Consider the following 19,945-nt stretch of genomic DNA (forward strand, 5'->3'; position numbering starts at 1 on the left):
GCTCGTACAGCTTGTGATTTCAGTATAGCGGGGGATCATGCGGCCGCGATGCGGCCGGGCATCGAACGGTCGTGCGGATTTTCCCTTACAGGGTTTTGACGGAAACGCGCAGCGCTGAAAGCTCGCTTTCCCCGAGCCAGCGCCACGCGCCGGGCGCCAGGTCGTCCGGCAGCGTGAAGCCGCCGATGCTTTCACGGTGCAGCGCCTCGACACGGTTGCTGGCCGCCGCGACCATGCGTTTCACCTGATGATATTTGCCTTCGAGGACGGTCAGCGCGAGCGCGTGCGTGTCGCGCGCGTGGGCGGCGACCGCCGCGATCGGCTTCGGCTCGCCGTGGAGCTGCACGCCGGCGCGCAGCGCGTTCAGCTGGGTGTCGTCGAGCGGGTGGCGCACGGTCGCGACGTAGGTCTTCGGCACCTTGCGCTTCGGCGACGTGTACGCGTGCACGAACTGACCGTCGTCGGACAGCAGCAGCAGGCCCGTCGTGTCCTGGTCCAGGCGGCCGACGCACTGCACGCCGCGTGTGACGAGCGGCGCGGGCAGCAGGCTGAACACGCTCGCGTGGTGTTGCGGGTCCCGCGAACACTCGTAGCCCGCCGGCTTGTTGAGCGCCAGATACGCGTGGGCGTGGAACGGCCACGCGGTGTCGTCGACCGTGAATACGAGGCCGTCGGTGTCGAACGACACGTCGGGGTCGGTCACGCTCGCGCCCGCGACGGTGACGCGGCCCGTTTCGATCAGGCCGCGGCACTGGCGGCGCGAGCCGAAGCCCTGTGTGTAGAGAATGCTTTCGAGATCCATAGCGCGCGCATTCTATCAAGCGGCGTGCCGGCACCGGCACGAACGCGCTCGCGCTGGTAAGCTCCCGGAGCGCTGCGCGCGTTCATCCTTCACGGAAAATCCATGCCATTCGATTCGCTGCTGTTCGGCCGGAAGGCCGCCGCCATCGTGCTGGCCGCAACGGTTTCGTCGGCCGCATTCGCGCATGCGCACGTCGCGAGCAGCGACCCGGCGGCGAACGCGGCGCTGGCCGCCGCGCCGGCCGCGGTCACGATCGCGTTCACCGAGCCGCTGGAGCCGGCATTCAGCGCGATCGTCGTCGTCGACGGCGCGGGCAAGCCGGTGTCCGACGGCCACGCGAAGGTCGACGCCGCGAACCGCACGCGCATGACGGTGCCGCTCACCGCGCTCGGCGCGGGCGCCTATACGGTGAAATGGGTGGCCGTCGCGACCGACGGGCATCGCACGCAAGGGATGTACCGCTTCAGCGTGAAGTAGTGCCACTGTGGCGGCAGGCCCGTGCCAGGGCTGCCGTCGTCTTCATCCGACCCGGAGGTTGCCGCATGAATCCAACGACGCTCGATGCACTCGCCGATTTTCCCCGCCAGCTCGAAGCCCATTTCGCCGCCGTGCCCGACGGTTACGCGCGCTGGACCCCCGACGACTGGAGCGGAATCCCGAGCGAGCACTTCTCGCCGCTGGGGCAGCTCTGCCACGTGCGCGACATCGAGATCGACGGCTATCACGTGCGGCTGCGGCGGATGCTCGAAGAAGATCATCCGCTGCTCGTGTCGGTGGACGGCGACGCGCTTGCGATCGAACGCCGCTACGACGCCGCCTATGCATCCGATGTGCTCGCGGCGATTCGCGACGCGAGGCGCGAGACGCTCGACCTCGTGGCGCGCCTCACGCCCGCGCAGTTCGCCCGCACCGGCGAGTTCGAAGGCTACGGCGCGCTGACCGTGCGCGGCCTCCTGCACTACCTGTGCAGCCACGACCAGCAGCATCTGGCCGGCATGCAGTGGCTGCTCGGCAAGATCGACGCGGTGCTGCACGCACGCTGACGCGTGCGGCCCGGTGGCCGGGCTTCGTGTCGCGTCGAGCAGATGGAGCGGCCGTTGTCGGTGCGGCAGCCCACCATTCCGGCCGAATGATTGGATCGTTTTTCTGGATAATTCATCCAGCCGTGCCCGGCTGACCGTCGCGTCCCGCGTGCCTACACTCCTAGCTTCATTCAACGCTGAAGGGAGTCAACCGTGGCAATTCACACGCTCGCAGACAAGGTCGTCCTGATCGCAGGCGGCGCCAAGAACCTCGGTGGCCTGATCGCCCGGGACCTGGCCGGCCACGGCGCGAAGGCGGTGGCGATTCACTACAACAGCGCGGCGTCGCAGGCGCAGGCCGAAGAGACGGCTGCCGCGGTGCGCGCGGCCGGCGCGCAAGCCGCGACGTTCCAGGCCGACCTGACGACCGCCGCCGCGGTCGAGAAGCTGTTCGACGACGCGAAGCAGCGCTTCGGCAAGATCGACATCGCGATCAATACCGTCGGCAAGGTGCTGAAGAAGCCGTTCACCGACATCTCCGAGGCCGAATACGACGAGATGTTCGCGGTGAACAGCAAGTCGGCGTTCTTCTTCATCAAGGAAGCGGGGCGGCACCTCGAGGATCACGGCAAGCTCGTCACGCTCGTGACGTCGCTGCTCGGCGCGTTCACGCCGTTCTATGCGGCCTACGAAGGGTCGAAGGCGCCGGTCGAGCACTTCACGCGCGCCGCGTCGAAGGAGTACGGCGCGCGCGGCATCTCGGTGACGGCGGTCGGGCCGGGGCCGATGGACACGCCGTTCTTCTATCCGGCCGAAGGCGCCGACGCGGTCGCGTATCACAAGACGGCGGCCGCGCTGTCGCCGTTCAGCAAGACGGGCCTCACCGACATCGAGGACGTCGTGCCGTTCATCCGTCATCTCGTGACCGACGGCTGGTGGATCACCGGCCAGACGATCCTGATCAACGGCGGCTATACGACCAAGTAACGGGCCGCGCCGGCGGTCGTCGCGTGCGCGCGGCGACCCGCAATGGACCGTTTGCATGGACAATGGACGGGCGCGCGGGCACGAAGCCGCGCGCCCGCCTTTCCTGTGCCGCCGGGCTCCGCCGCGCCATGCGACGGGTGCCGGCGACGGTCGTCCAAACCTATGTGTTGCTCCGATGGACAAGCTGGACCAGGTCAGAATCTTCCTTCAGGTTGCCGAGATGGGCAGCTTCATCAAGGCCGCGCATGCGCTCGACGTGCCGCGCGCGACCGTGTCGGCCGCGGTCCAGCAGCTCGAGACGGCGCTCGGTACGCGCCTGTTGCACCGCACGACGCGGCAGGTCCAGTTGACCGCCGACGGCGCGCTGCTGCTCGAGCGCGGCCGGCGCCTGCTCGCGGAAGCCGACGAACTCGACCGGCTGTTCCGGCGTCGCGATCGCGACGTGATCGGGCGCCTGAACGTCGATGCGCCGAGCCGGATCGCGTGCCGCGTGATCGCGCCGGCACTGCCGTCGCTGTTTCGCCGCTACCCGAAGCTGCAACTGTCGCTCGGCTCGACGGACCGCACCATCGATCTCGTGCAGGAGGGCGTCGACTGCGCGATTCGGGTCGGACGGCTCGCCGACAGCAGCCTCGTCGTGCGGCCGCTCGGGCAGTTCGCGCTGATCAACTGCGCGAGCCCCGACTACCTGCGCGAATGCGGCGTGCCCGAGCATCCGGATGCGCTCGTGCACGGACACTGGGCGATCGGCTATGCGTCGCCGACGACCGGGCGCGAACTGGGCTGGGAATACTGCGCGGACGGCGGGCAGCACACGCTGGCGCTGCCGAGCCGCGTGATCGTCAACAACGCCGAAACGTATATCGCGAGCTGCATCGCCGGGATGGGGCTGATCCAGATTCCGCGCTTCGACGTCGTGCACCTGCTCGACAGCGGCGCGCTGGTCGAGGTGATGCCGGGCCATCGCGCCGCGCCGATGGACGTGTCGGCGGTGTATCCGCATCGCCGGCACCGGTCGCGGCGGCTCAACGCGTTCATCGAGTGGTTCGGGGAGTTGATGGCGAATGCGCTGAACGACACGGGTGTGGCCGCGCGCGGCGACTGAAAAGGGCGCCCGCGCGTGCCTGCGCCGGTCGGGAGCGGTACGGGGCAGGCTTTCGACGGGTGTCGGCGTGCGTCGCGGTCGCGGCGTGCGGGTTCAGCCGGGCCGCGCGGCGAACTCCCGGCTGCGCCCGGTGGCCCGCACCGCGTCGATCAGCGCGGCTGCCGCACCGTCGGGTTTCGACGCGAACGCATGAAAGCGCGCAATCAACTGCCGACGCGCGGCGCGAGCAGATCGGCGAGTCCGATGTTGCGGAACATCTCGCGGCGAATGCGATCGCCGACACGGAACACTTCCTCCGCGCCGTCCTGCGACGGATCGACGAACACGCGGTACGGACGCTTGCCCGAAGGCGCGGCGACGATGTCGACGATCGCCGTCGCGACGGTGGCGGCATCGGCGTCCGCGGGCTCGAGTGCGGCGAGGCCTTGCAACGCCTGCTCGGCGACCCTCGCGTAGGGGCCGTCGTCGTACGCGGCCTGCACCGCTGCGTCGGCAGGCTTGCCCGCGTGCGCGAAGTGATTCGTGCCGTGGGTGAACGCGCCCGGCACGACGATCGATGTTTCGATACCCCAGCGCGCGAGTTCGGCCGCATAGGACACCGCGAGCGAATCCATCGCGGCCTTCGCGGCGAAGTACGGTGCGAGGAACGGCGGGGTGCCGCCGCGCGCCGACGAGGACGACACCCACACGAGCAGGCCGCGGCCCCGGCTGCGCAGGTGCGGCAGCACGGCCCGGTTCACGCGCTGGGTCGATACGACGTTGATGTCGTAGAGCTGCGCCAGCTGATCGGGCGTGAACGCTTCCGCCGGGCCGAACACCATGTGGCCGGCATTGTGGACGACGACGTCGAGGCGGCCGTTGTCCGCGATCACGCGCTCGATCGCGGCGGCGACGGATGCGTCGTCGCCGACGTCGAGTTCGACGGTGCGCAAGTCGACGCCGTGCTCGCGTGCGTAGTCGGCGATGGCGGCGACGCGCGGCGCATTGCGGCTGGCGCTCTCGCGCATCGACGCGTAGACCGTATGGCCGGCGCGGGCGAGTGCCTGGGCCGTCAGCAGGCCGAAACCGCTGGACGCGCCCGTGACGAGGATGACTTCCTTCATGATCGATCTCCTGCAAGCGGGTGGGGGCGGGCCACGGCGGGCGGCCCTTGTGTGGTGTGCGCGGTTGCTGCGTCGGTCAGCACATGCCGCCGTTGGCGCGCAGGATCTGGCCGTTGACCCACGCGCCGTCGGGGCCGGCGAGGAACGCGACGACGCCGGCGATGTCCGCGGGCTGGCCCAGCCGCTCGAGCGGGTTCATCTTCGCCAGGCGATCGACCTGCTCGGGGCTCTTGCCCTGCAGGAACAGCTCGGTCGCGACCGGCCCCGGCGCGACGGCGTTCACGCTGATGCCGCGGCCGCGCATTTCCTGTGCGAGGACCTGCGTGAGTCCCTCGACGGCGGCCTTGGTCGCGACGTACACGCCGTAAGTGGGCAGACGCACGCCGACCATCGTCGACGACAGGTTGACGATGCGGCCGCCGCTGCGCACGCGCTTTGCCGCCTCGCGGCTGACGTTGAAGGTGCCTTTGAGGTTGATCGCGACAGTCTGGTCGAACGTGGTGTCGTCGTAGTCGGCGATCGCCCCGAGCTTCATGACGCCCGCGCTGTTGACGACCACGTCGATGCGCCCGAACGCCTGCTCGGCCGCATCGAACAGTGCGGCCACGGCCGCCGGGTCGGCGATGTCCGCCTGTACCGCGATGGCCTCGCCGCCGTCGGCGGCGATCGCGTCGACCACTTCCCGGGCCGGGCCGGCGCCGCCGGCGTAGTTCACGACGACCCGGAAGCCGTCCCGGGCGAGCCGGCGGGCGATTTCCGCGCCGATGCCGCGCGACGAGCCCGTGACGAGGGCGACCTGTTTCGATGCGTTCATGTCCTGCTCCTTGGTTCGTGAATGCCGTGCGATCCGGCGACAGGACTAATGTAGGCTTCCGCAATCAATAAAAATAATGAATAATGATCAGATCAAGAATGACGGAAAGTATGTCTCATGGCGTTCGACAGCAGGCTCCTCAGCGGTATCGGTGTGCTCTCGGCGGTGATCGAGGCCGGTACCTTCGCGCGCGCGGGCGAGGCGATGGGGCTGACGCAGCCGGCGGTGAGCCGCGCGGTCGCGCGGCTGGAAGAGCGCGTGGGCATCCGGATCTTCAACCGCACCGCGCGCGCGATCACGTTGACCGACGAAGGGCGGCGCTTCTACGAGGCGGTCGCGCCGCTGCTGGCCGGCATCGAGGAGGCGGCGGTCGACGCCGGCCGTTCCCGGGCGCGCGTCCGGGGGCGGCTGCGGGTCAACGTGGACGGCACCTTCGGCCACTACGTGCTGGCGCCGAGGATGGCCGAATTCCTCGACCGCTTCCCCGAGCTGTCCGTCGAGATCAGCGTGCGCGACCGGATGGGCGACCTCGTCGCCGACGGGTTCGACGTGGCGGTGCGTTTCGGCGTTCCGGAGCCGTCGTCATACCGTGCGCGGCTGCTACTGGAGACGCACGTGCTCACCTGCGCGTCGGCGGCCTATGTCGCGCGTCACGGCGAGCCGCGGCACCCGCGGGATCTCGCGGACGGCCACCGCTGCGTGCTGATTCGCGATCCGGTGACGGGCCGTCCGTACGGATGGGAATTCCATCGCGGCGACGAGGTGGTGCCGTTCGACGCCACCGGGCGGCTGACGGTCAACGATACGGGAGCGCTGCTCGGCGCATGCGTCGGCGGTGAGGGTGTCGCGCAGTTATTGGAACTCTATGCGAGGGATATCGTTGCCGACGGGCGGCTGGTGCAGCTGCTGCCGGAATGGGCGGACGAGACATTCCCGCTCTACGCGTATCACCATGCGTCGAATCTCGTTTCGGCGAAGGTGCGCGTGTTTCTCGACTTCGTGCGGGAGCTGACGGGGTGAGCGTGTACGGCGCAAGGCGGCCGTTCATTCGGTGCGATGCGGGATGTTGTCAGGGAAGGGATAGGGCGCATGCGGCCCCGGCCAGTCGGGCACGGGCGGTGCGGTCAGCACGTCGCATCCGCCCAGCGCGAGGGCGAGCACCGCCGCGAGCGCGCCGCGGCAGAGCGCGGACGACCCCGTGCCCATCGACATGGCCTGCCTCCGTGCCGCGCATTCATCATGACGCTTGGACCGCCGGAGGGCGGCACGCGTTGCGGCACACGGCCGAAAAACAAAAACCCGCGAAGCAGCGAGCTTGTCGGCGATCACGATGTGAACATCGTGGAACGGTGCCATTTCTCGATTGCCTTGTCATCGACCAGTGGCTCGATTGTGTTTTGCCAGTTCTGTGCAGCGACGATGAATATTTCACCAATCAGCGTTCCGGTGTCGTGCTACCGGGAGCGTGATTCGTGCTCTCCATCCGACGGTCATCAGGGGTTAGGTTAGATGATACAAGGAGGGCATCGCGATTCTGGTAGTCTCGGCGCTCATTCGAACAATCTTGAGGGCCGTATGGCGGACAATCGCTATTCGTACAACGGGCATACGAATCTTCAACCGGCCGATCTGTTTTTCTGGGTCGCGGCCGATCAACTTTGCAAGCGATTTGGTTTCAGTGACCTCGCTGCCGCTGCTGGCATCCTGCTAGGGCAAAACGACGTCCCCGTGCCGGGCAAGCTGCGCGGTGCGGTTGCCGGCACGTCTGTCGTGTCGATGGCCGCTCGCAAACTGTTGCCGTTCAATATCGGTATGCGGCTACCGACCATCACAAAGGCTGGCGTGGGTGGACTGCGGATCGCAATGACACGCAATCTCGGGGCGTTTGTGGGGCGTGCCGTGCCGGTGGTCGGAACTGTCATGCTGGCTACGGACGCGGCAATCGTTATGTGGAACACGGTGCAGGTCTATAACGGTATCGTGAAGCCGGAAGACAGGGTGCTGTGATATGACAGACTCGATGTGGGAGCGGCTTGAGGCGTTCGCGCGTGAAGAGCTAGGACGGCCGATGTTTGGTGGCCCGCTGAAGCTGACGCCCGATAGCCGGATGGAAGAGGACCTTCGCATTACCGGAATCGACGCAATCGAGTTCATCGACAAGTGGGCCGAGACGTTCGGCGTCGACGTGACGAACTTCCCGTACAAGCGCTACTTCGGCCCCGACACCCTTGACGTGGTTCGGTCGATCCTCGGGTTGTTCTCTTCCAGGTATCGCGATCCGGAATTGGTCCCTCTTACGCTCGGGATGTTGGAAGAGGCTATGCGCCTTGGTCGATGGGAGACGGACGCAATTGAGCGCGTAGCCCAATACCGGACACCGCATTGCGGTTAGCCCGTGCCATTGCGGAATAGATTCCCGCGCGCTACAAAACACTTTTGATCTTGCCTCAAAGGGCCGGAGAGCTGGGCTGTCAAGCGCGCTTAAAACTCGCCTATCAAGCGAAACCGCAGGCAAAGAGGGCGCCATATCAGCGTCGCAGTTTCGAGACTGCATAACCAAGGCGCATAAAACTGCATCACGAAATCGCCCCGTCGATACCCGCGCGGCCCACCGTGCCCGGGCCCGAGCGGCCGCTGCATGCGTGGAGTTGCCCCTGTAATACCGGACACAGCGTCACACTAAGGTTGCTGAATCCATCGAGCGCCGGAACTCGCGAGGCGAGCGGTATTTCAACGCGCTATGGGGATGCTTCTCGTTGTAATGCTCGAACGCGATGGCCAAGTTGCGTGCCGCAGTCGCTGCGTCCGGCTTCGGCATGAAGGCGACGTAGTCGCGTTTCATGGTCTTCACGAAGCTCTCGGCCATGCCGTTACTTTGCGGGCTGCACACCAGCGTGGTCAATGGCTTCATGCCGATGGCCACTGCGAACCGGCGGGTGTCGTCGGCCGTGTAGCCCGAACCGTTGTCGCTCAGCCACTCGAATTCGGACGGTGTATGCAACTCGTTGCCAAACCGATTTTCCACTGCAGCCAGCATCACGTCGCGCACGATGTCGCCGCTGTGCCTGCCGTCGTAGCCGCCCAGCTCATCGCTTCGCGGTCACAGCAGTCCAGCGCGAACGTCACTCGCAGCGGTTCGCCGTTGTCGCAACGGAACTCGAAGCCGTCCGAGCACCATCGCTGGTTACTGCGCGCCACGGCTACCTTGCCATCGTGTCGACGTTGCGGCCGAGGTGGAGCTGCTCGGCGCTGGGAACGATGCCCCAAGAGGCGAGGAAAGCCTCTACGTGCTTCCTAGTCGCCTTTAAGGATGACTCGGTCAGCCCGCAGCATTCGCCATTCGTCCTCGTACTGCCTGTTGAGGGCGTCAATCATGTGCGCCGCTTGACCAACGTTGGAGGTCTTGAGGTTGATCTTCACGGTCTTCTTGCCGTAGTGATGCTGGAGGTCGCGAGGGATAGGGCGCTGGAAATAGCAGATGTCCCCGCGCAGATAGCTGTTCTTCAAGGTGAAGGTGAGCGCGCCTAGGCGTAGTTTCATAGGGTGGTAACCGCGGAAGTTACCACAGAAACACGCCCTAAATTGCCGGGATGCCTTGCTGGATAAGGCTTTGAAGGAATTTGATGGTGCCCAGGGCCGGAATCGAACCGGCACGCCTTGCGGCGGGGGATTTTGAGTCCCCTGCGTCTACCAATTTCACCACCTGGGCTTTTTGACCTTGGCCGCGCTGTGCTTGTGCGCGGCGAACTGCGGATTATGGAGGAAAACAGGGCGCCGGGCAAGTCGCCCGGCGAGCCGTTCGCGCGTTTACTGGCTCAGGTAGACGAACCGACCCTGCTTCACGATTCCCATCACGCTTGCGCGTTGATCGAGCCCGACGTGATCCTTGTCGCTCGTATTGACCACGCCGTTCGGCACGACGAGTTCGTTCGCGCGTTCGAGTTCGCGTCGCAGCGCCACGCGGAAGGCCGGCGTGCCGGGCTGCGCGGTCTTCAGCGCACGCCCGACCGCGTCCGCCAGGCGCGGGTACACGCCCGCCGCGTCGCCCGCGAACTGCGTGACGGTGCTGGCGCCGTATTTCGCTTCATAGGCGTCGACGAATGCCAGCGCGGCCTTGCGCGCCGGGTGGTCGGCAGGCAACGTGCGCGCGACGACGACCGGCTGCGTCGGGAACAGCGTCCCGTCGACGTCCTTGCCGCCGAGCTTGATGAATTCCGGCGTCGCGATCCCGTGCGTCTGATAGATCGCGCCCTTGTAGCCGCGCTCGATCAGCGTGCGTTGCGGCAGCACGGCCGGCGTGCCGGAGCCCGCGACCAGGATCGCATCGGGCTTCGCCGCGATCAGCTTCAGCGCCTGGCCGGTGACGCTCGCGTCGGTGCGGTTGAAGCGCTCGGTCGCGATCACGCGAATCTTGCGCACTTGCGCGAAGCGCGTGAATTCATTCAGCCAGCTGTCGCCGTAGCTGTCCGCGAAGCCGATGAAGCCGACCGTCTTCACGCCGTGATTGGCCATGTAGCGCGTCATCACGTCGGCCATCGCGCTGTCGCTCTGCGCCATCTTGAACGCCCACGTCCGCGCGCCTTCCTGCGGCTCGACGATCGCGCCGGAGCCGACCAGCGTGATCATCGGCGTCTGGGCGGCCGCCACCGCGTCGAGCGCCGCGAGTGCGGCCGGCGTGATGTTCGGCCCGACCACGACGTCGACGTGATCCTCGTCGACCAGCTTGCGGATGTTGCGCACGGCGGTGCCCGGGTCCGACGCGTCGTCGAGCACCGTCACCTGCACCGGCTGCCCGGCGATCGTCTTCGGCCACATCAGGATCGCGTTCTTGCTGGTGATGCCGATCGCGGCGGCCGGGCCGGTCGACGACAGGTCGACGCCGACCTTCAGGTCGGCATGCGCGGCCGTGCAGGCGAGCGCGAGGGCGGCGCCGGCGGCGCGGCGCAACAGGGCGGGAAGCGTCATGCGGGAATCTCCGTCGGGCAACAAAAAGGGGCGCGATATGCGCCCCTGTGGTTATACACGTACACGTCGCTTCTAGAAAACGCCGGCCGCCCCAAGGTGTTCTGAATCCCGCGGGGTGTCTGCCCGAGAGGCGCTGGTCAAAGCTCGTACGATTCGGCTTCGCCCTTGAGCGCCTGCTCGATCAACTTTCGGTTCAGCGTCGGCGACAGCAACTCGACGAGCGTATACACATAGCTGCGCAGGTAGGCGCCCTGCTTGAGCGCGACGCGCGTCACGTTGCTGCCGAACAGGTGGCCGACCGGAATCAGCCGCAGGTTGCGGTCGCGCTCCGGGTTGAACGCGATGTCGGCCATGATCCCGACGCCGAGGCCAAGCTCGACATAGGTCTTGATCACATCGGCGTCGATCGCCTCGAGCACGATGTCCGGCGACAGCCCGCGCAGCGCGAACGCATGGTTGATCTTCTTGCGGCCCGCGAACGCATCGTCGTAGGTGATCAGCGGATACTGCGCGAGATCGTCCAGCGTGACCGGCTTGCGTTCGAGCAGCGGATGGTCCGCCAGCACCACGGCCGCGTGATGCCACTGGAAGCAGGGCAGCGACACGAGTTCCTTGTAGTCGGCGATCGCCTCGGTCGCGATCGCGAGATCGGCCTGGTCGTGGATCACCATCTCGGCGACCTGCGTCGGGCTGCCCTGCAGGATCGACAGGTGCACCTTCGGGAAGCGCTTCTTGAACTCGGCGATCGCGGCCGGCAGCGAGTAGCGGGCCTGCGTGTGGGTGGCGGCGATCGTCAGGTTGCCCTGATCCTGCGCTGCATAATCTTTTCCGACCCTTTTCAGGCTTTCGACTTCCTGCAGGATCCGCTCGACCGACGCGAGGATGATCCTGCCCGGCTCGGTGAGCGAGCGCACGCGCTTGCCGTGCCGCGTGAAGATCTCGACCCCGAGCTCGTCCTCGAGCTCGATGATCGCCTTCGAGACGCCCGGTTGGGACGTGTACAGCGCCTTGGCGGCCTCGGTGAGGTTGAAATTCTGCCGGACGGCCTCGCGCACGAAGCGAAATTGGTGCAGGTTCATTTATAACCCTTCCGCATATCAACAGAATTTTTTAGTCGTTTGAAATATAAGGCGAGTTTATTACGATTCACCGGAGTTTTTCAAATATGGATATCTGTTTTCGTCATTAGCAATCCAGCCGGGCAGCGGAAGGCCGCCGGCGGTGGCGGCGGAACGGAGATCCGGGCGCGACGTGGCTAGGACGTCGCGCGGTCACCACGAAAACCCTGGGGTCCCCGAATGTATCAGTACGACCAGTACGACCAGACGATCGTCGACGAACGCGTCGCACAGTACCGCGATCAGGTGCGCCGCCGCCTGTCGGGCGAGCTGAGCGAAGACGAGTTCCGTCCGCTGCGCCTGCAGAACGGCCTGTACATGCAACGCCACGCGTACATGCACCGCATCGCGATTCCGTACGGCAACCTGCGCAGCGACCAGCTCCGCATGCTGGCGCGCATCGCCCGCGAACACGACCGCGGCTACGGTCACTTCTCGACCCGCTCGAACATCCAGTTCAACTGGGTCGAGCTGGAAGACACGCCGGAAATTCTCGCGAAGCTCGCATCGGTGCAGATGCACGCGATCCAGACGTCGGGCAACTGTATTCGCAACATCACGGCCGACCAGTTCGCCGGCGTCGCGCAGGACGAGGAGATCGATCCGCGTCCGTGGGCCGAAATCCTGCGCCAGTGGTCGACGTTCCATCCCGAATTCGCATGGCTGCCGCGCAAGTTCAAGATCGCGGTGTCCGGCTCGAAGGACGACCGCGCGGCCGTGCAGATCCACGACCTCGGCGTGTACCTGAAGAAGAACGCGCAGGGCGAAGTGGTCGCGAGCATCCTCGCGGGCGGCGGCCTCGGCCGCACGCCGATCGTCGGCGCGGTGATCAAGCAAGACCTGCCGTGGCAGCACCTGCTCACCTACTGCGAAGCCGTGCTGCGCGTGTACAACCGCTACGGCCGCCGCGACAACCTGTACAAGGCGCGGATCAAGATCCTCGTGAAGGCGCTGTCGCCCGCGAAGTTCGCGCAGCAGGTCGAGGAAGAGTGGCAGCACCTGAAGGACGGCCCGTCGACGCTCACGCAGGCCGAGCTCGACCGCGTGTCGCAGCCCTTCTTGCCGCCCGTCTACGAGAAGCTCGCCGACACCGACGCATCGTTCGAACAGCACCTGCTCGAGAACAAGGCGTTCGCGCGCTGGGTCGAGCGCAACGTCGCGCCGCACAAGGTGCCGGGCTATGCCGCCGTCACGCTGTCGCTGAAGGACCACCGCGTGGCCCCGGGCGACGCGACCGACGCGCAGATGGATCTGGTGGCCGACTGGGCCGACGCGTACTCGTCCGGCGAACTGCGCGTGTCGCACGAGCAGAACCTGATTCTCGCGAACGTGAAGAAGCGCGACCTGTTCGCGCTGTGGGAAAAGGCGAAGGCGGCCGGCTTCGCGACGCCGAACGTCGGCCTGCTGACCGACATCATCGCGTGCCCGGGCGGCGACTTCTGCTCGCTCGCGAACGCGAAGTCGATCCCGATCGCGCTGGCGATCCAGCAGCGTTTCGACGATCTGGACTACGTGTACGACCTCGGCGACCTGTCGCTGAATATTTCCGGTTGCATGAACTCGTGCGGTCATCATCACGTGGGTAACATCGGCATCCTCGGCGTCGACAAGGACGGTGCCGAGTGGTACCAGGTGTCGCTCGGCGGCGAGCAGGGCACGGGCCGCAACGGCGCGCGCCTCGGCCGCGTGATCGGGCCGTCGTTCTCGGCGGAAGAAGTGCCGGGCGTGATCGCGAAGCTGATCGACACGTTCGTCGAGGCGCGCACCGACGGCGAGCGCTTCATCGACACGTACGATCGCATCGGCATCGCGCCGTTCAAGGAGCGCGTGTATGCGGCGCGCCAGGCAGTGAACGCGTAACCAACCGGCTAGAAGGAATTTGCAGATGGCTTCGATTATCAAGAACCGCGCAGTGATCGACGACGCATGGCAGGTCGTGCGCGCGGCGGAAGATGGTGCACTGCCCGCGGTCGACGCGTTGCCGGCCGGCAAGGTGCTGGTGCCGTTCACCCTGTGGCAGGCCGAGCGCGCGGCGCTCGTCGCCGCGAAGACGAAGGACGAACTCGGCGTGTGGCTCGCGCCCGACAGCGAGCCGGCCGATCTCGTGGCCGACTTCGGCGCGATCTCGCTGATCGCGGTCGAATTCCCGCGCTTCGCCGACGGCCGCGGCTACAGCATCGGCCGCCTGCTGCGCGAGCGCCACGGCTGGACCGGCGAGCTGCGTGCGATCGGTGACGTGCTGCGCGATCAGCTGCTGTACATGTCGCGCTGCGGCTTCGACGCGTTCGCGGTGCGTGCCGACAAGGACATCCACGACGCGCTGAACGCGTTCGGCGAATTCACGCAGCGTTACCAGGGCGCGTTCGACGAGCCGGCGCCGCTGTTCCGCCGCCGCGCCGACGTAGCGACGCCCGACACGAAGGTGAGCGCATGAGCGCCGCGACTGCCACCGCACTGACGCCGGAACTCGCCGCGAAGGTCGAGCGCCTCGACGCGCTGCTCGCGCGGATCGGCGCCCGGCACGAGAAGGTGAAGTTCGCGAGCAGCCTCGCCGCGGAAGACATGCTGCTCACGCACGCGATCCTGTCGAAGGGCGTGTCGATCGGCATTTTCTCGCTGAACACCGGCCGCCTGCATGCGGAAACGCTGGGCATGATCGACCGCGTGCGCGAGCGCTACGGCTACGAGATCGAGCAGTTTCACCCGCAGCAGGACGCGGTCGACCAGTACGTCGCCGAGCACGGCCTGAACGCGTTCTACGAAAGCGTCGAGCTGCGCAAGTCGTGCTGCCACATCCGCAAGGTCGAGCCGCTGAACCGTGCGCTGGCCGACGTCGGCGCGTGGGTCACGGGCCAGCGTCGCGAGCAGTCGGTCACGCGTGCGGAGCTGCACGAGGAAGAACAGGACGAAGCGCGCGGGATCGCGAAGTACAACCCGCTCGCCGACTGGACGGAAGCCGACGTGTGGGCGTACCTGAAGGCGTTCGACGTGCCGGTCAACCCGCTGCATGCGCGCGGCTACCCGAGCATCGGCTGCGAGCCCTGTACGCGCGCGATCCGCCCCGGCGAGGACAGCCGGGCGGGCCGCTGGTGGTGGGAGTCGCGCGACACGAAGGAATGCGGGCTGCACATCACGATCACGCCGATTCCCGCGAACGCCGAAGCCGGCGCCGCGCACTGACAGCCGACAAGAAACCGAATATTGCGCCGCCTGCGACAGCGGGCGGCACGAACCCAGAAGAGAAGGACTGAAATCATGAGCACGACGCTCGAGCAATCCGCCTTTGCCCCGCCCACCGGTGCCGACAACCGAATGGGCCACCTCGACTGGCTCGAAGCCGAGTCGATCCACATCCTGCGCGAGCTGGTCGCCGAGTGCAGCAAGCCGGCGCTGTTGTTCTCGGGCGGCAAGGATTCCGTCGTCGTGCTGCACCTCGCGCTGAAGGCATTCGGCCTCGGCGCGAACCGCAAGACCACGCTGCCGTTCCCGCTGGTGCACATCGACACGGGCCACAACTACGAGGAAGTGATCGACTTCCGCGACCGTCGTGCGCAAGAGCTCGGCGCCGAGCTGGTGGTCGGCCACGTCGAGGATTCGATCAAGCGCGGCACGGTCGTGCTGCGCCGCGAAACCGATTCGCGCAACGCCGCGCAGGCCGTCACGCTGCTCGAGACGATCGAGCAGCACGGCTACACCGCGCTGATCGGCGGCGCGCGCCGCGACGAAGAGAAGGCGCGTGCGAAGGAGCGAATCTTCTCGTTCCGCGACGAATTCGGCCAGTGGGATCCGAAGGCGCAGCGCCCGGAACTGTGGAGCCTGTACAACGCACGCCTGCACAAGGGCGAGCACCTGCGCGTGTTCCCGATCTCCAACTGGACCGAACTCGACGTGTGGCAGTACATCGCCCGCGAGAACCTCGAACTGCCGTCGATCTACTACGCGCACCAGCGCGAGATCGTGCGCCGCAACGGGCTGCTCGTGCCCGTCACGCCGCTCACGCCGATGCGTGACGGCGAGACGAGCGAGATCGCGCAGGTGCGCTTCCGCACGGTCGGCGACATCAGCTGCACGTGCCCGGTGGCGAGCGATGCGGACGACGTCGAGAAGATCATCGCCGAGACGGCCGTGACCGAGATCACCGAACGCGGCGCGACCCGGATGGACGACCAGGCCTCCGAAGCCGCGATGGAACAGCGCAAGAAGCAAGGTTATTTCTGAAGCACACGAGGACATTCACATCATGAGCATCATCGAGAACACCGAAGACCTCGGCGTGCTGCGCTTCATCACCGCAGGCAGCGTCGACGACGGCAAGAGCACGCTGATCGGCCGCCTGCTGTACGACAGCAAGGCCGTGCTGTCCGACCAGCTGTCCGCGCTGTCGCGCGCGAAGAACAAGCGCACCGTCGGCGACGAGCTCGACCTCGCGCTGCTGACGGACGGGCTCGAGGCCGAGCGCGAGCAGGGCATCACGATCGACGTCGCGTACCGTTATTTCGCGACCGCGAAGCGCAAGTTCATCATCGCCGACACGCCGGGCCACGAGCAGTACACGCGCAACATGGTGACGGGCGCATCGACCGCGCATGCGGCGATCATCCTGGTCGACGCGACGCGCGTGACGCTCGAGAACGGTGTTGCGCAACTGCTGCCGCAAACGAAGCGCCACAGCGCGATCGTGAAGCTGCTCGCGCTGCAGCACGTGATCGTCGCGATCAACAAGATGGACCTCGTCGACTACAGCGAAGCGCGCTTCAACGAGATCCGCGACGCCTACGTCACGCTCGCGAAGCAGCTCGGCCTGACCGACGTGCGCTTCGTGCCGGTGTCGGCGCTGAAGGGCGACAACATCGTCGGCGCGAGCGAGCGCATGCCGTGGTACGCGGGCGAGCCGCTGCTCGACGTGCTCGAGTCGCTGCCGGTCGAGACGCAGGCGCATGACGCGCTGCGCTTTCCGGTGCAGTGGGTCGCCCGCCAGGACGGCAGCTCGGCCGACGATTTCCGCGGCTACATGGGCCGGATCGAATCGGGCGAGGTGAAGGTCGGCGATGAAATCGTCGTGCTGCCGTCGAACCGCACCGCGACGATCGCCGAGATCGTCGCGCCGGTGCCGGGCGGCACCGCATCCGTCGCGCACGCATTCGCGGGCCAGACGGTGACGATTCGCCTCGAGCAGGATGTCGACGTGTCGCGCGGCGACATGTTCGTCACGACCGCCGAGCCGGTCGAGCCGGCGAAGAAGCTCGAGGCCGACCTGTGCTGGTTCGACGAGACGCCGCTGTCGCCGCAGCGCAAGTATCTGCTGAAGCAGACCACGAGCACGGTGTTCGCGAAGATCGGCGCGGTCAAGGAAGTGCTCGACGTGCATACGCTGTCGCAAGCGACCGACCGCCAGGACCTGAAGATGAACGACATCGGCCGCGTCGCGCTGACGCTGCAGAAGCCGATCGTCTGCGACACGTACGATGCACATCCGGGCACGGGCGCATTCGTGCTCATCGACGAGGCGACGCACCACACGGTCGCCGCCGGCATGATCCGGGCGTTCTCGGCGTAACCGTCAATCTGCGCGGCGGCGAAGCGGCCGCCGCGGCAGAACCCAAGCGAAGCGACAAACATGGGCAAGGTGTATCTGATCGGAGCAGGGCCGGGCGCCGCGGACCTCATCACGGTGCGCGGCGCGCGGCTGCTCGAGCAAGCCAACGTCGTGCTGCACGACGCGCTCGTCGAGCCGGCGATGCTCGACTACGCGCCGAACGCGCGCAAGATCGCGGTCGGCAAGCGCTGCGGGCAGCGTTCGACCGCGCAGCACTTCATCAACAAGCAGATCGTCGACGCGGCGCGCGAGCATGCATGCGTCGTGCGGCTGAAGGGCGGCGACCCGATGCTGTTCGGTCGCGCCGAAGAGGAAATGCGTGCGCTCGAGGCGGCCGGCATCGACTACGAGGTCGTGCCGGGCATCACCGCGGCGCTGGCCGGCGCGGCGACGCTGAAGCGCTCGCTGACGTTGCGCGGCGTGTCGCGCAGCGTCGCGTTCGCGACGCACAGCCGCGCACCGGGCAGCGACGAGATTCGCGAGGCCGCGCGCGCCGATTCGATCGTCTACTACATGGGCCGCGACAGCGCGCCGGGAATCGCGCAGGAGCTGATCGACGCGGGCCGCGCACCCGCGACGCCGGTGGCGATCGTCGAGGCCTGCAGCACCGCGCGCGAACGCATGCTGACGCTGACGCTCGCGCAGATGGCGGCGGGCGACGCGCAGGCGTGGCTCGATCCGGCGGAGCCGAGCCTGCTGATGATCGGCGATGCGTTTGCCGAACGCGTGCGACCCGCGAAAGCGGGCGATGCGTTGCGCAATGCGGCTTGAATCGACGTAGCGGTTCCCATGCGGCGGCCTCTTGGCTTCGCGGTGGGTGATTCAAATGAGCGCTGGCGGAAGCCGGCGCTTTTTTGTTGGTGCTGTTGATCCGGCTACGCGTTGCGGCCGATCTGGTCGATGCAGTAGCGTGCGATTGCATCGAGCACGCCGTCGTCTTCCCCGACCGCCGTCGCGCACTGGATCACGACATTCGGATGGGCGGCCCGGCAGGCGTCGACGAGCTGCGGCAGGTCGCGACGGACATGGCCACCCTGGCCGAAGAACACGGGCACCACGGTGATGCGCGTGCAGCCGGCCGCGACCTGCGCGGCGACGGCTGTGTCGAGCGAGGGCGTCATCAGTTCGAGGAACGCGAGCGACACGTGCGGCGCGGGTGCGCCGCTGCCGCCCAGCCGTGCGGCCAGCCGCTCGAACGGCTCGGCCCAGCGCGGATCGCGTGCGCCGTGGCCGAACAGGACGATGCCGTGCGAACTCATGTCGAAGCCTCCGTCGTGACGGCGCTCAGTGCCGGTCGACCCATTTGAGCGCGAACAGGCCGAGCGCGAGATAGATCAGGCCCGGCGTCGCCGCGGTCAGCGGCGCGGGCCACGTGTTCAGCGTGCCGATGTGCGAGAACAGCGTGTTGAGCAGCTGGAAGCTCATGCCGAGCATGATGCCGCCGAACACCTTCACGCCGACCACGCCGGCGCGCGTATGCAGGTACGCGAACGGCAGCGACAGCACGAGCATCACGAACACCGCGAACGGGTAGAGCAGCTTGCGCCACAGCGCGATGTCGTAGCGCTGCGTGTCCTGCTGATTCTCGCGCAAGTGCTGGATGTAGCGGAACAGGTTGATGATCGACATCCGTTCCGGCGACACCAGCAGCACCGACAGGATCTGCGGGGTCAGATCCGAGCGCAGCCGGTATTCCGGCAGCGTCACCTGCTGCGACCGGTACACGGGGTTCAGCGCATCGGCCGGTGCGCCGCTGATCGGCTTGATCGGCGTCAGTTCGGTTTCCGTGACGCCCTTGAGCAGCCAGTGGCCGGGCGGCTCGTAGCGGCCCGTCTGCGCGATCCGCACGTTCTGCAGCTGGAATTTGGAGTCGAACTCGTAGATGCGCACGTTGCTGATCGTCGAATCGGGCGACAGGTTGCCGACGTTGACGAAGCGCGTGACCTGCTCGCCGTTCTCGCGGGCCGCGAGCGTGTCCTTCACCCACACGCCCGACTGGAAGTTCGACGACACCGACGCGCCGAGCGCCTGCAACCGCACGCGTTCGGACAGCTGGTCGGCGTACGGGCCGACGAATTCGCCGATCAGGTAGGTGATGATCACGAGCGGAACGCCGATCTTCAGCAGCGAGCGCAGCGCCTGGTTGGTCGCGAGGCCCGACACGCGGAAGATCGTGAATTCCGAGTTCGCGGCCATTTGCGCGAACACGTAGATCGCGCTGATCAACGCGGCGACCGGGATGATCTCGTAGAAGCGCGACGGGGTTTGCAGCGCGACGCGCAGCACCGCGTAGCCGAACTTGTAGTTGCCGTGCCCGACCGAGTTCAGTTCGCTGATCAGGTCGAAGAAGAAGAACAGGCCCGAGAACGCGAACAGGATGAAGACGAACGTGACGTAGATCTGCCGCGCGAAGTATTTTTCATAGAGCCGCAT

At 66.7% G+C, this 19,945-nt stretch carries 22 protein-coding genes, 1 tRNA gene and 2 pseudogenes; 13 read left to right on the forward strand and 12 right to left on the reverse strand.

The window, feature by feature from the left end; all coding sequences use genetic code 11:
• Positions 1-85 precede the first annotated feature (85 nt).
• Positions 86-802, reverse strand: a complete 717-nt coding sequence (locus tag SB786_RS23795) for a pseudouridine synthase (protein WP_410729620.1) — start codon at positions 800-802, stop codon at positions 86-88.
• A gap of 102 nt (positions 803-904) precedes the next feature.
• Here SB786_RS23795 and copC point away from each other — a divergent pair, with 102 nt between their 5' ends.
• The 4 genes from copC to SB786_RS23815 all read left to right on the forward strand — a co-directional run bounded on the left by copC (position 905) and on the right by SB786_RS23815 (position 3,916).
• Complete coding sequence (gene copC / locus SB786_RS23800; protein WP_410729621.1) at positions 905-1,279, forward strand: copper homeostasis periplasmic binding protein CopC; 375 nt, start codon at positions 905-907, stop codon at positions 1,277-1,279.
• Between the two features lie 65 nt (positions 1,280-1,344).
• Positions 1,345-1,845, forward strand: a complete 501-nt coding sequence (locus SB786_RS23805) for a DinB family protein (protein ID WP_410729622.1) — start codon at positions 1,345-1,347, stop codon at positions 1,843-1,845.
• A 192-nt stretch (positions 1,846-2,037) separates the two neighbouring features.
• Positions 2,038-2,811 carry an SDR family oxidoreductase gene (locus SB786_RS23810; RefSeq protein WP_410729623.1) on the forward strand — a complete coding sequence of 258 codons (774 nt, stop codon included), beginning with the start codon at positions 2,038-2,040 and terminating at the stop codon, positions 2,809-2,811.
• Positions 2,812-2,986: 175 nt separating this feature from the next.
• The gene (locus SB786_RS23815) at positions 2,987-3,916 is read left to right on the forward strand and encodes a LysR family transcriptional regulator (protein ID WP_410729625.1); all 930 of its coding nucleotides are present in this window, start codon (positions 2,987-2,989) and stop codon (positions 3,914-3,916) included.
• A 93-nt stretch (positions 3,917-4,009) separates the two neighbouring features.
• Here SB786_RS23815 and SB786_RS23820 read toward each other — a convergent pair.
• The 3 genes and pseudogenes from SB786_RS23820 to SB786_RS23830 all read right to left on the reverse strand — a co-directional run.
• Positions 4,010-4,117: pseudogene (locus tag SB786_RS23820) on the reverse strand (LysR family transcriptional regulator); the annotation flags it as partial.
• A 2-nt stretch (positions 4,118-4,119) separates the two neighbouring features.
• Entirely contained in the window at positions 4,120-5,019 is a 900-nt protein-coding gene (locus SB786_RS23825) for an SDR family oxidoreductase (RefSeq protein WP_410729626.1), read from the reverse strand.
• Positions 5,020-5,095: 76 nt separating this feature from the next.
• Positions 5,096-5,833 carry an SDR family oxidoreductase gene (locus SB786_RS23830; RefSeq protein ID WP_410729627.1) on the reverse strand — a complete coding sequence of 246 codons (738 nt, stop codon included), beginning with the start codon at positions 5,831-5,833 and terminating at the stop codon, positions 5,096-5,098.
• A 117-nt stretch (positions 5,834-5,950) separates the two neighbouring features.
• On the opposite strand from SB786_RS23830, the gene SB786_RS23835 reads away from it, so the two are divergent.
• Positions 5,951-6,853 (forward strand): LysR family transcriptional regulator, encoded by a 903-nt coding sequence (locus SB786_RS23835; protein WP_410729628.1) that lies wholly within the window; start codon positions 5,951-5,953, stop codon positions 6,851-6,853.
• A 24-nt stretch (positions 6,854-6,877) separates the two neighbouring features.
• Here SB786_RS23835 and SB786_RS23840 read toward each other — a convergent pair whose 3' ends face one another.
• Positions 6,878-7,189: a hypothetical protein gene (locus tag SB786_RS23840; protein ID WP_410729629.1), complete on the reverse strand. Its 312-nt coding sequence runs from the start codon at positions 7,187-7,189 to the stop codon at positions 6,878-6,880.
• Between the two features lie 219 nt (positions 7,190-7,408).
• Between SB786_RS23840 and SB786_RS23845 the strand changes: the two genes are divergently transcribed.
• Both SB786_RS23845 and SB786_RS23850 read left to right on the forward strand, forming a co-directional pair.
• Positions 7,409-7,840, forward strand: a complete 432-nt coding sequence (locus SB786_RS23845; protein ID WP_119565965.1) for an STM2901 family protein — start codon at positions 7,409-7,411, stop codon at positions 7,838-7,840.
• Between the two features lies 1 nt (position 7,841).
• A complete protein-coding gene (locus tag SB786_RS23850; RefSeq protein ID WP_410729630.1) occupies positions 7,842-8,225 on the forward strand; it encodes a DUF1493 family protein in 384 nt (127 codons plus the stop codon).
• A 282-nt stretch (positions 8,226-8,507) separates the two neighbouring features.
• Here the strand turns inward: SB786_RS23850 and SB786_RS23855 are convergent.
• The 5 genes and pseudogenes from SB786_RS23855 to SB786_RS23875 all read right to left on the reverse strand — a co-directional run.
• A pseudogene (locus tag SB786_RS23855) lies at positions 8,508-9,091 on the reverse strand (DDE-type integrase/transposase/recombinase); the annotation flags it as partial.
• A 36-nt stretch (positions 9,092-9,127) separates the two neighbouring features.
• Positions 9,128-9,373, reverse strand: a complete 246-nt coding sequence (locus SB786_RS23860) for a DUF6538 domain-containing protein (RefSeq protein ID WP_410729631.1) — start codon at positions 9,371-9,373, stop codon at positions 9,128-9,130.
• 84 nt (positions 9,374-9,457) lie between these two features.
• Positions 9,458-9,542: transfer RNA gene (locus SB786_RS23865), tRNA-Leu, on the reverse strand.
• 98 nt (positions 9,543-9,640) lie between these two features.
• Positions 9,641-10,798 carry an ABC transporter substrate-binding protein gene (locus tag SB786_RS23870; RefSeq protein WP_410729632.1) on the reverse strand — a complete coding sequence of 386 codons (1,158 nt, stop codon included), beginning with the start codon at positions 10,796-10,798 and terminating at the stop codon, positions 9,641-9,643.
• A gap of 137 nt (positions 10,799-10,935) precedes the next feature.
• A complete protein-coding gene (locus tag SB786_RS23875) occupies positions 10,936-11,877 on the reverse strand; it encodes a CysB family HTH-type transcriptional regulator (RefSeq protein ID WP_410729633.1) in 942 nt (313 codons plus the stop codon).
• A 219-nt stretch (positions 11,878-12,096) separates the two neighbouring features.
• On the opposite strand from SB786_RS23875, the gene SB786_RS23880 reads away from it, so the two are divergent.
• The 6 genes from SB786_RS23880 (at position 12,097) to cobA (ending at position 18,283) form a co-directional block, all read left to right on the forward strand.
• Positions 12,097-13,776 carry a nitrite/sulfite reductase gene (locus tag SB786_RS23880; RefSeq protein WP_410729634.1) on the forward strand — a complete coding sequence of 560 codons (1,680 nt, stop codon included), beginning with the start codon at positions 12,097-12,099 and terminating at the stop codon, positions 13,774-13,776.
• A 25-nt stretch (positions 13,777-13,801) separates the two neighbouring features.
• Positions 13,802-14,350 (forward strand): DUF934 domain-containing protein, encoded by a 549-nt coding sequence (locus SB786_RS23885; protein ID WP_410729635.1) that lies wholly within the window; start codon positions 13,802-13,804, stop codon positions 14,348-14,350.
• Positions 14,347-15,096 (forward strand): phosphoadenylyl-sulfate reductase, encoded by a 750-nt coding sequence (locus tag SB786_RS23890; RefSeq protein WP_410729637.1) that lies wholly within the window; start codon positions 14,347-14,349, stop codon positions 15,094-15,096. The genes SB786_RS23885 and SB786_RS23890 overlap by 4 nt, the downstream gene beginning before the upstream one ends.
• A gap of 75 nt (positions 15,097-15,171) precedes the next feature.
• Entirely contained in the window at positions 15,172-16,134 is a 963-nt protein-coding gene (cysD, locus tag SB786_RS23895; protein WP_006750023.1) for a sulfate adenylyltransferase subunit CysD, read from the forward strand.
• 22 nt (positions 16,135-16,156) lie between these two features.
• Positions 16,157-17,473 carry a sulfate adenylyltransferase subunit 1 gene (locus SB786_RS23900; protein ID WP_410729638.1) on the forward strand — a complete coding sequence of 439 codons (1,317 nt, stop codon included), beginning with the start codon at positions 16,157-16,159 and terminating at the stop codon, positions 17,471-17,473.
• Positions 17,474-17,533: 60 nt separating this feature from the next.
• Positions 17,534-18,283, forward strand: coding sequence for a uroporphyrinogen-III C-methyltransferase (cobA, locus tag SB786_RS23905; RefSeq protein WP_410729639.1), 750 nt, complete (start codon positions 17,534-17,536; stop codon positions 18,281-18,283).
• 104 nt (positions 18,284-18,387) lie between these two features.
• Here the strand turns inward: cobA and SB786_RS23910 are convergent, their stop codons facing one another.
• Both SB786_RS23910 and lptG read right to left on the reverse strand, forming a co-directional pair.
• Entirely contained in the window at positions 18,388-18,771 is a 384-nt protein-coding gene (locus SB786_RS23910) for a sirohydrochlorin chelatase (RefSeq protein ID WP_410729640.1), read from the reverse strand.
• Positions 18,772-18,796: 25 nt separating this feature from the next.
• A complete protein-coding gene (gene lptG / locus SB786_RS23915) occupies positions 18,797-19,945 on the reverse strand; it encodes an LPS export ABC transporter permease LptG (protein ID WP_410729641.1) in 1,149 nt (382 codons plus the stop codon).

Source organism: Burkholderia sp. SIMBA_062 (genome assembly GCF_046534765.1).
Taxonomy (GTDB): Bacteria; Pseudomonadota; Gammaproteobacteria; order Burkholderiales; family Burkholderiaceae; genus Burkholderia; species Burkholderia ambifaria.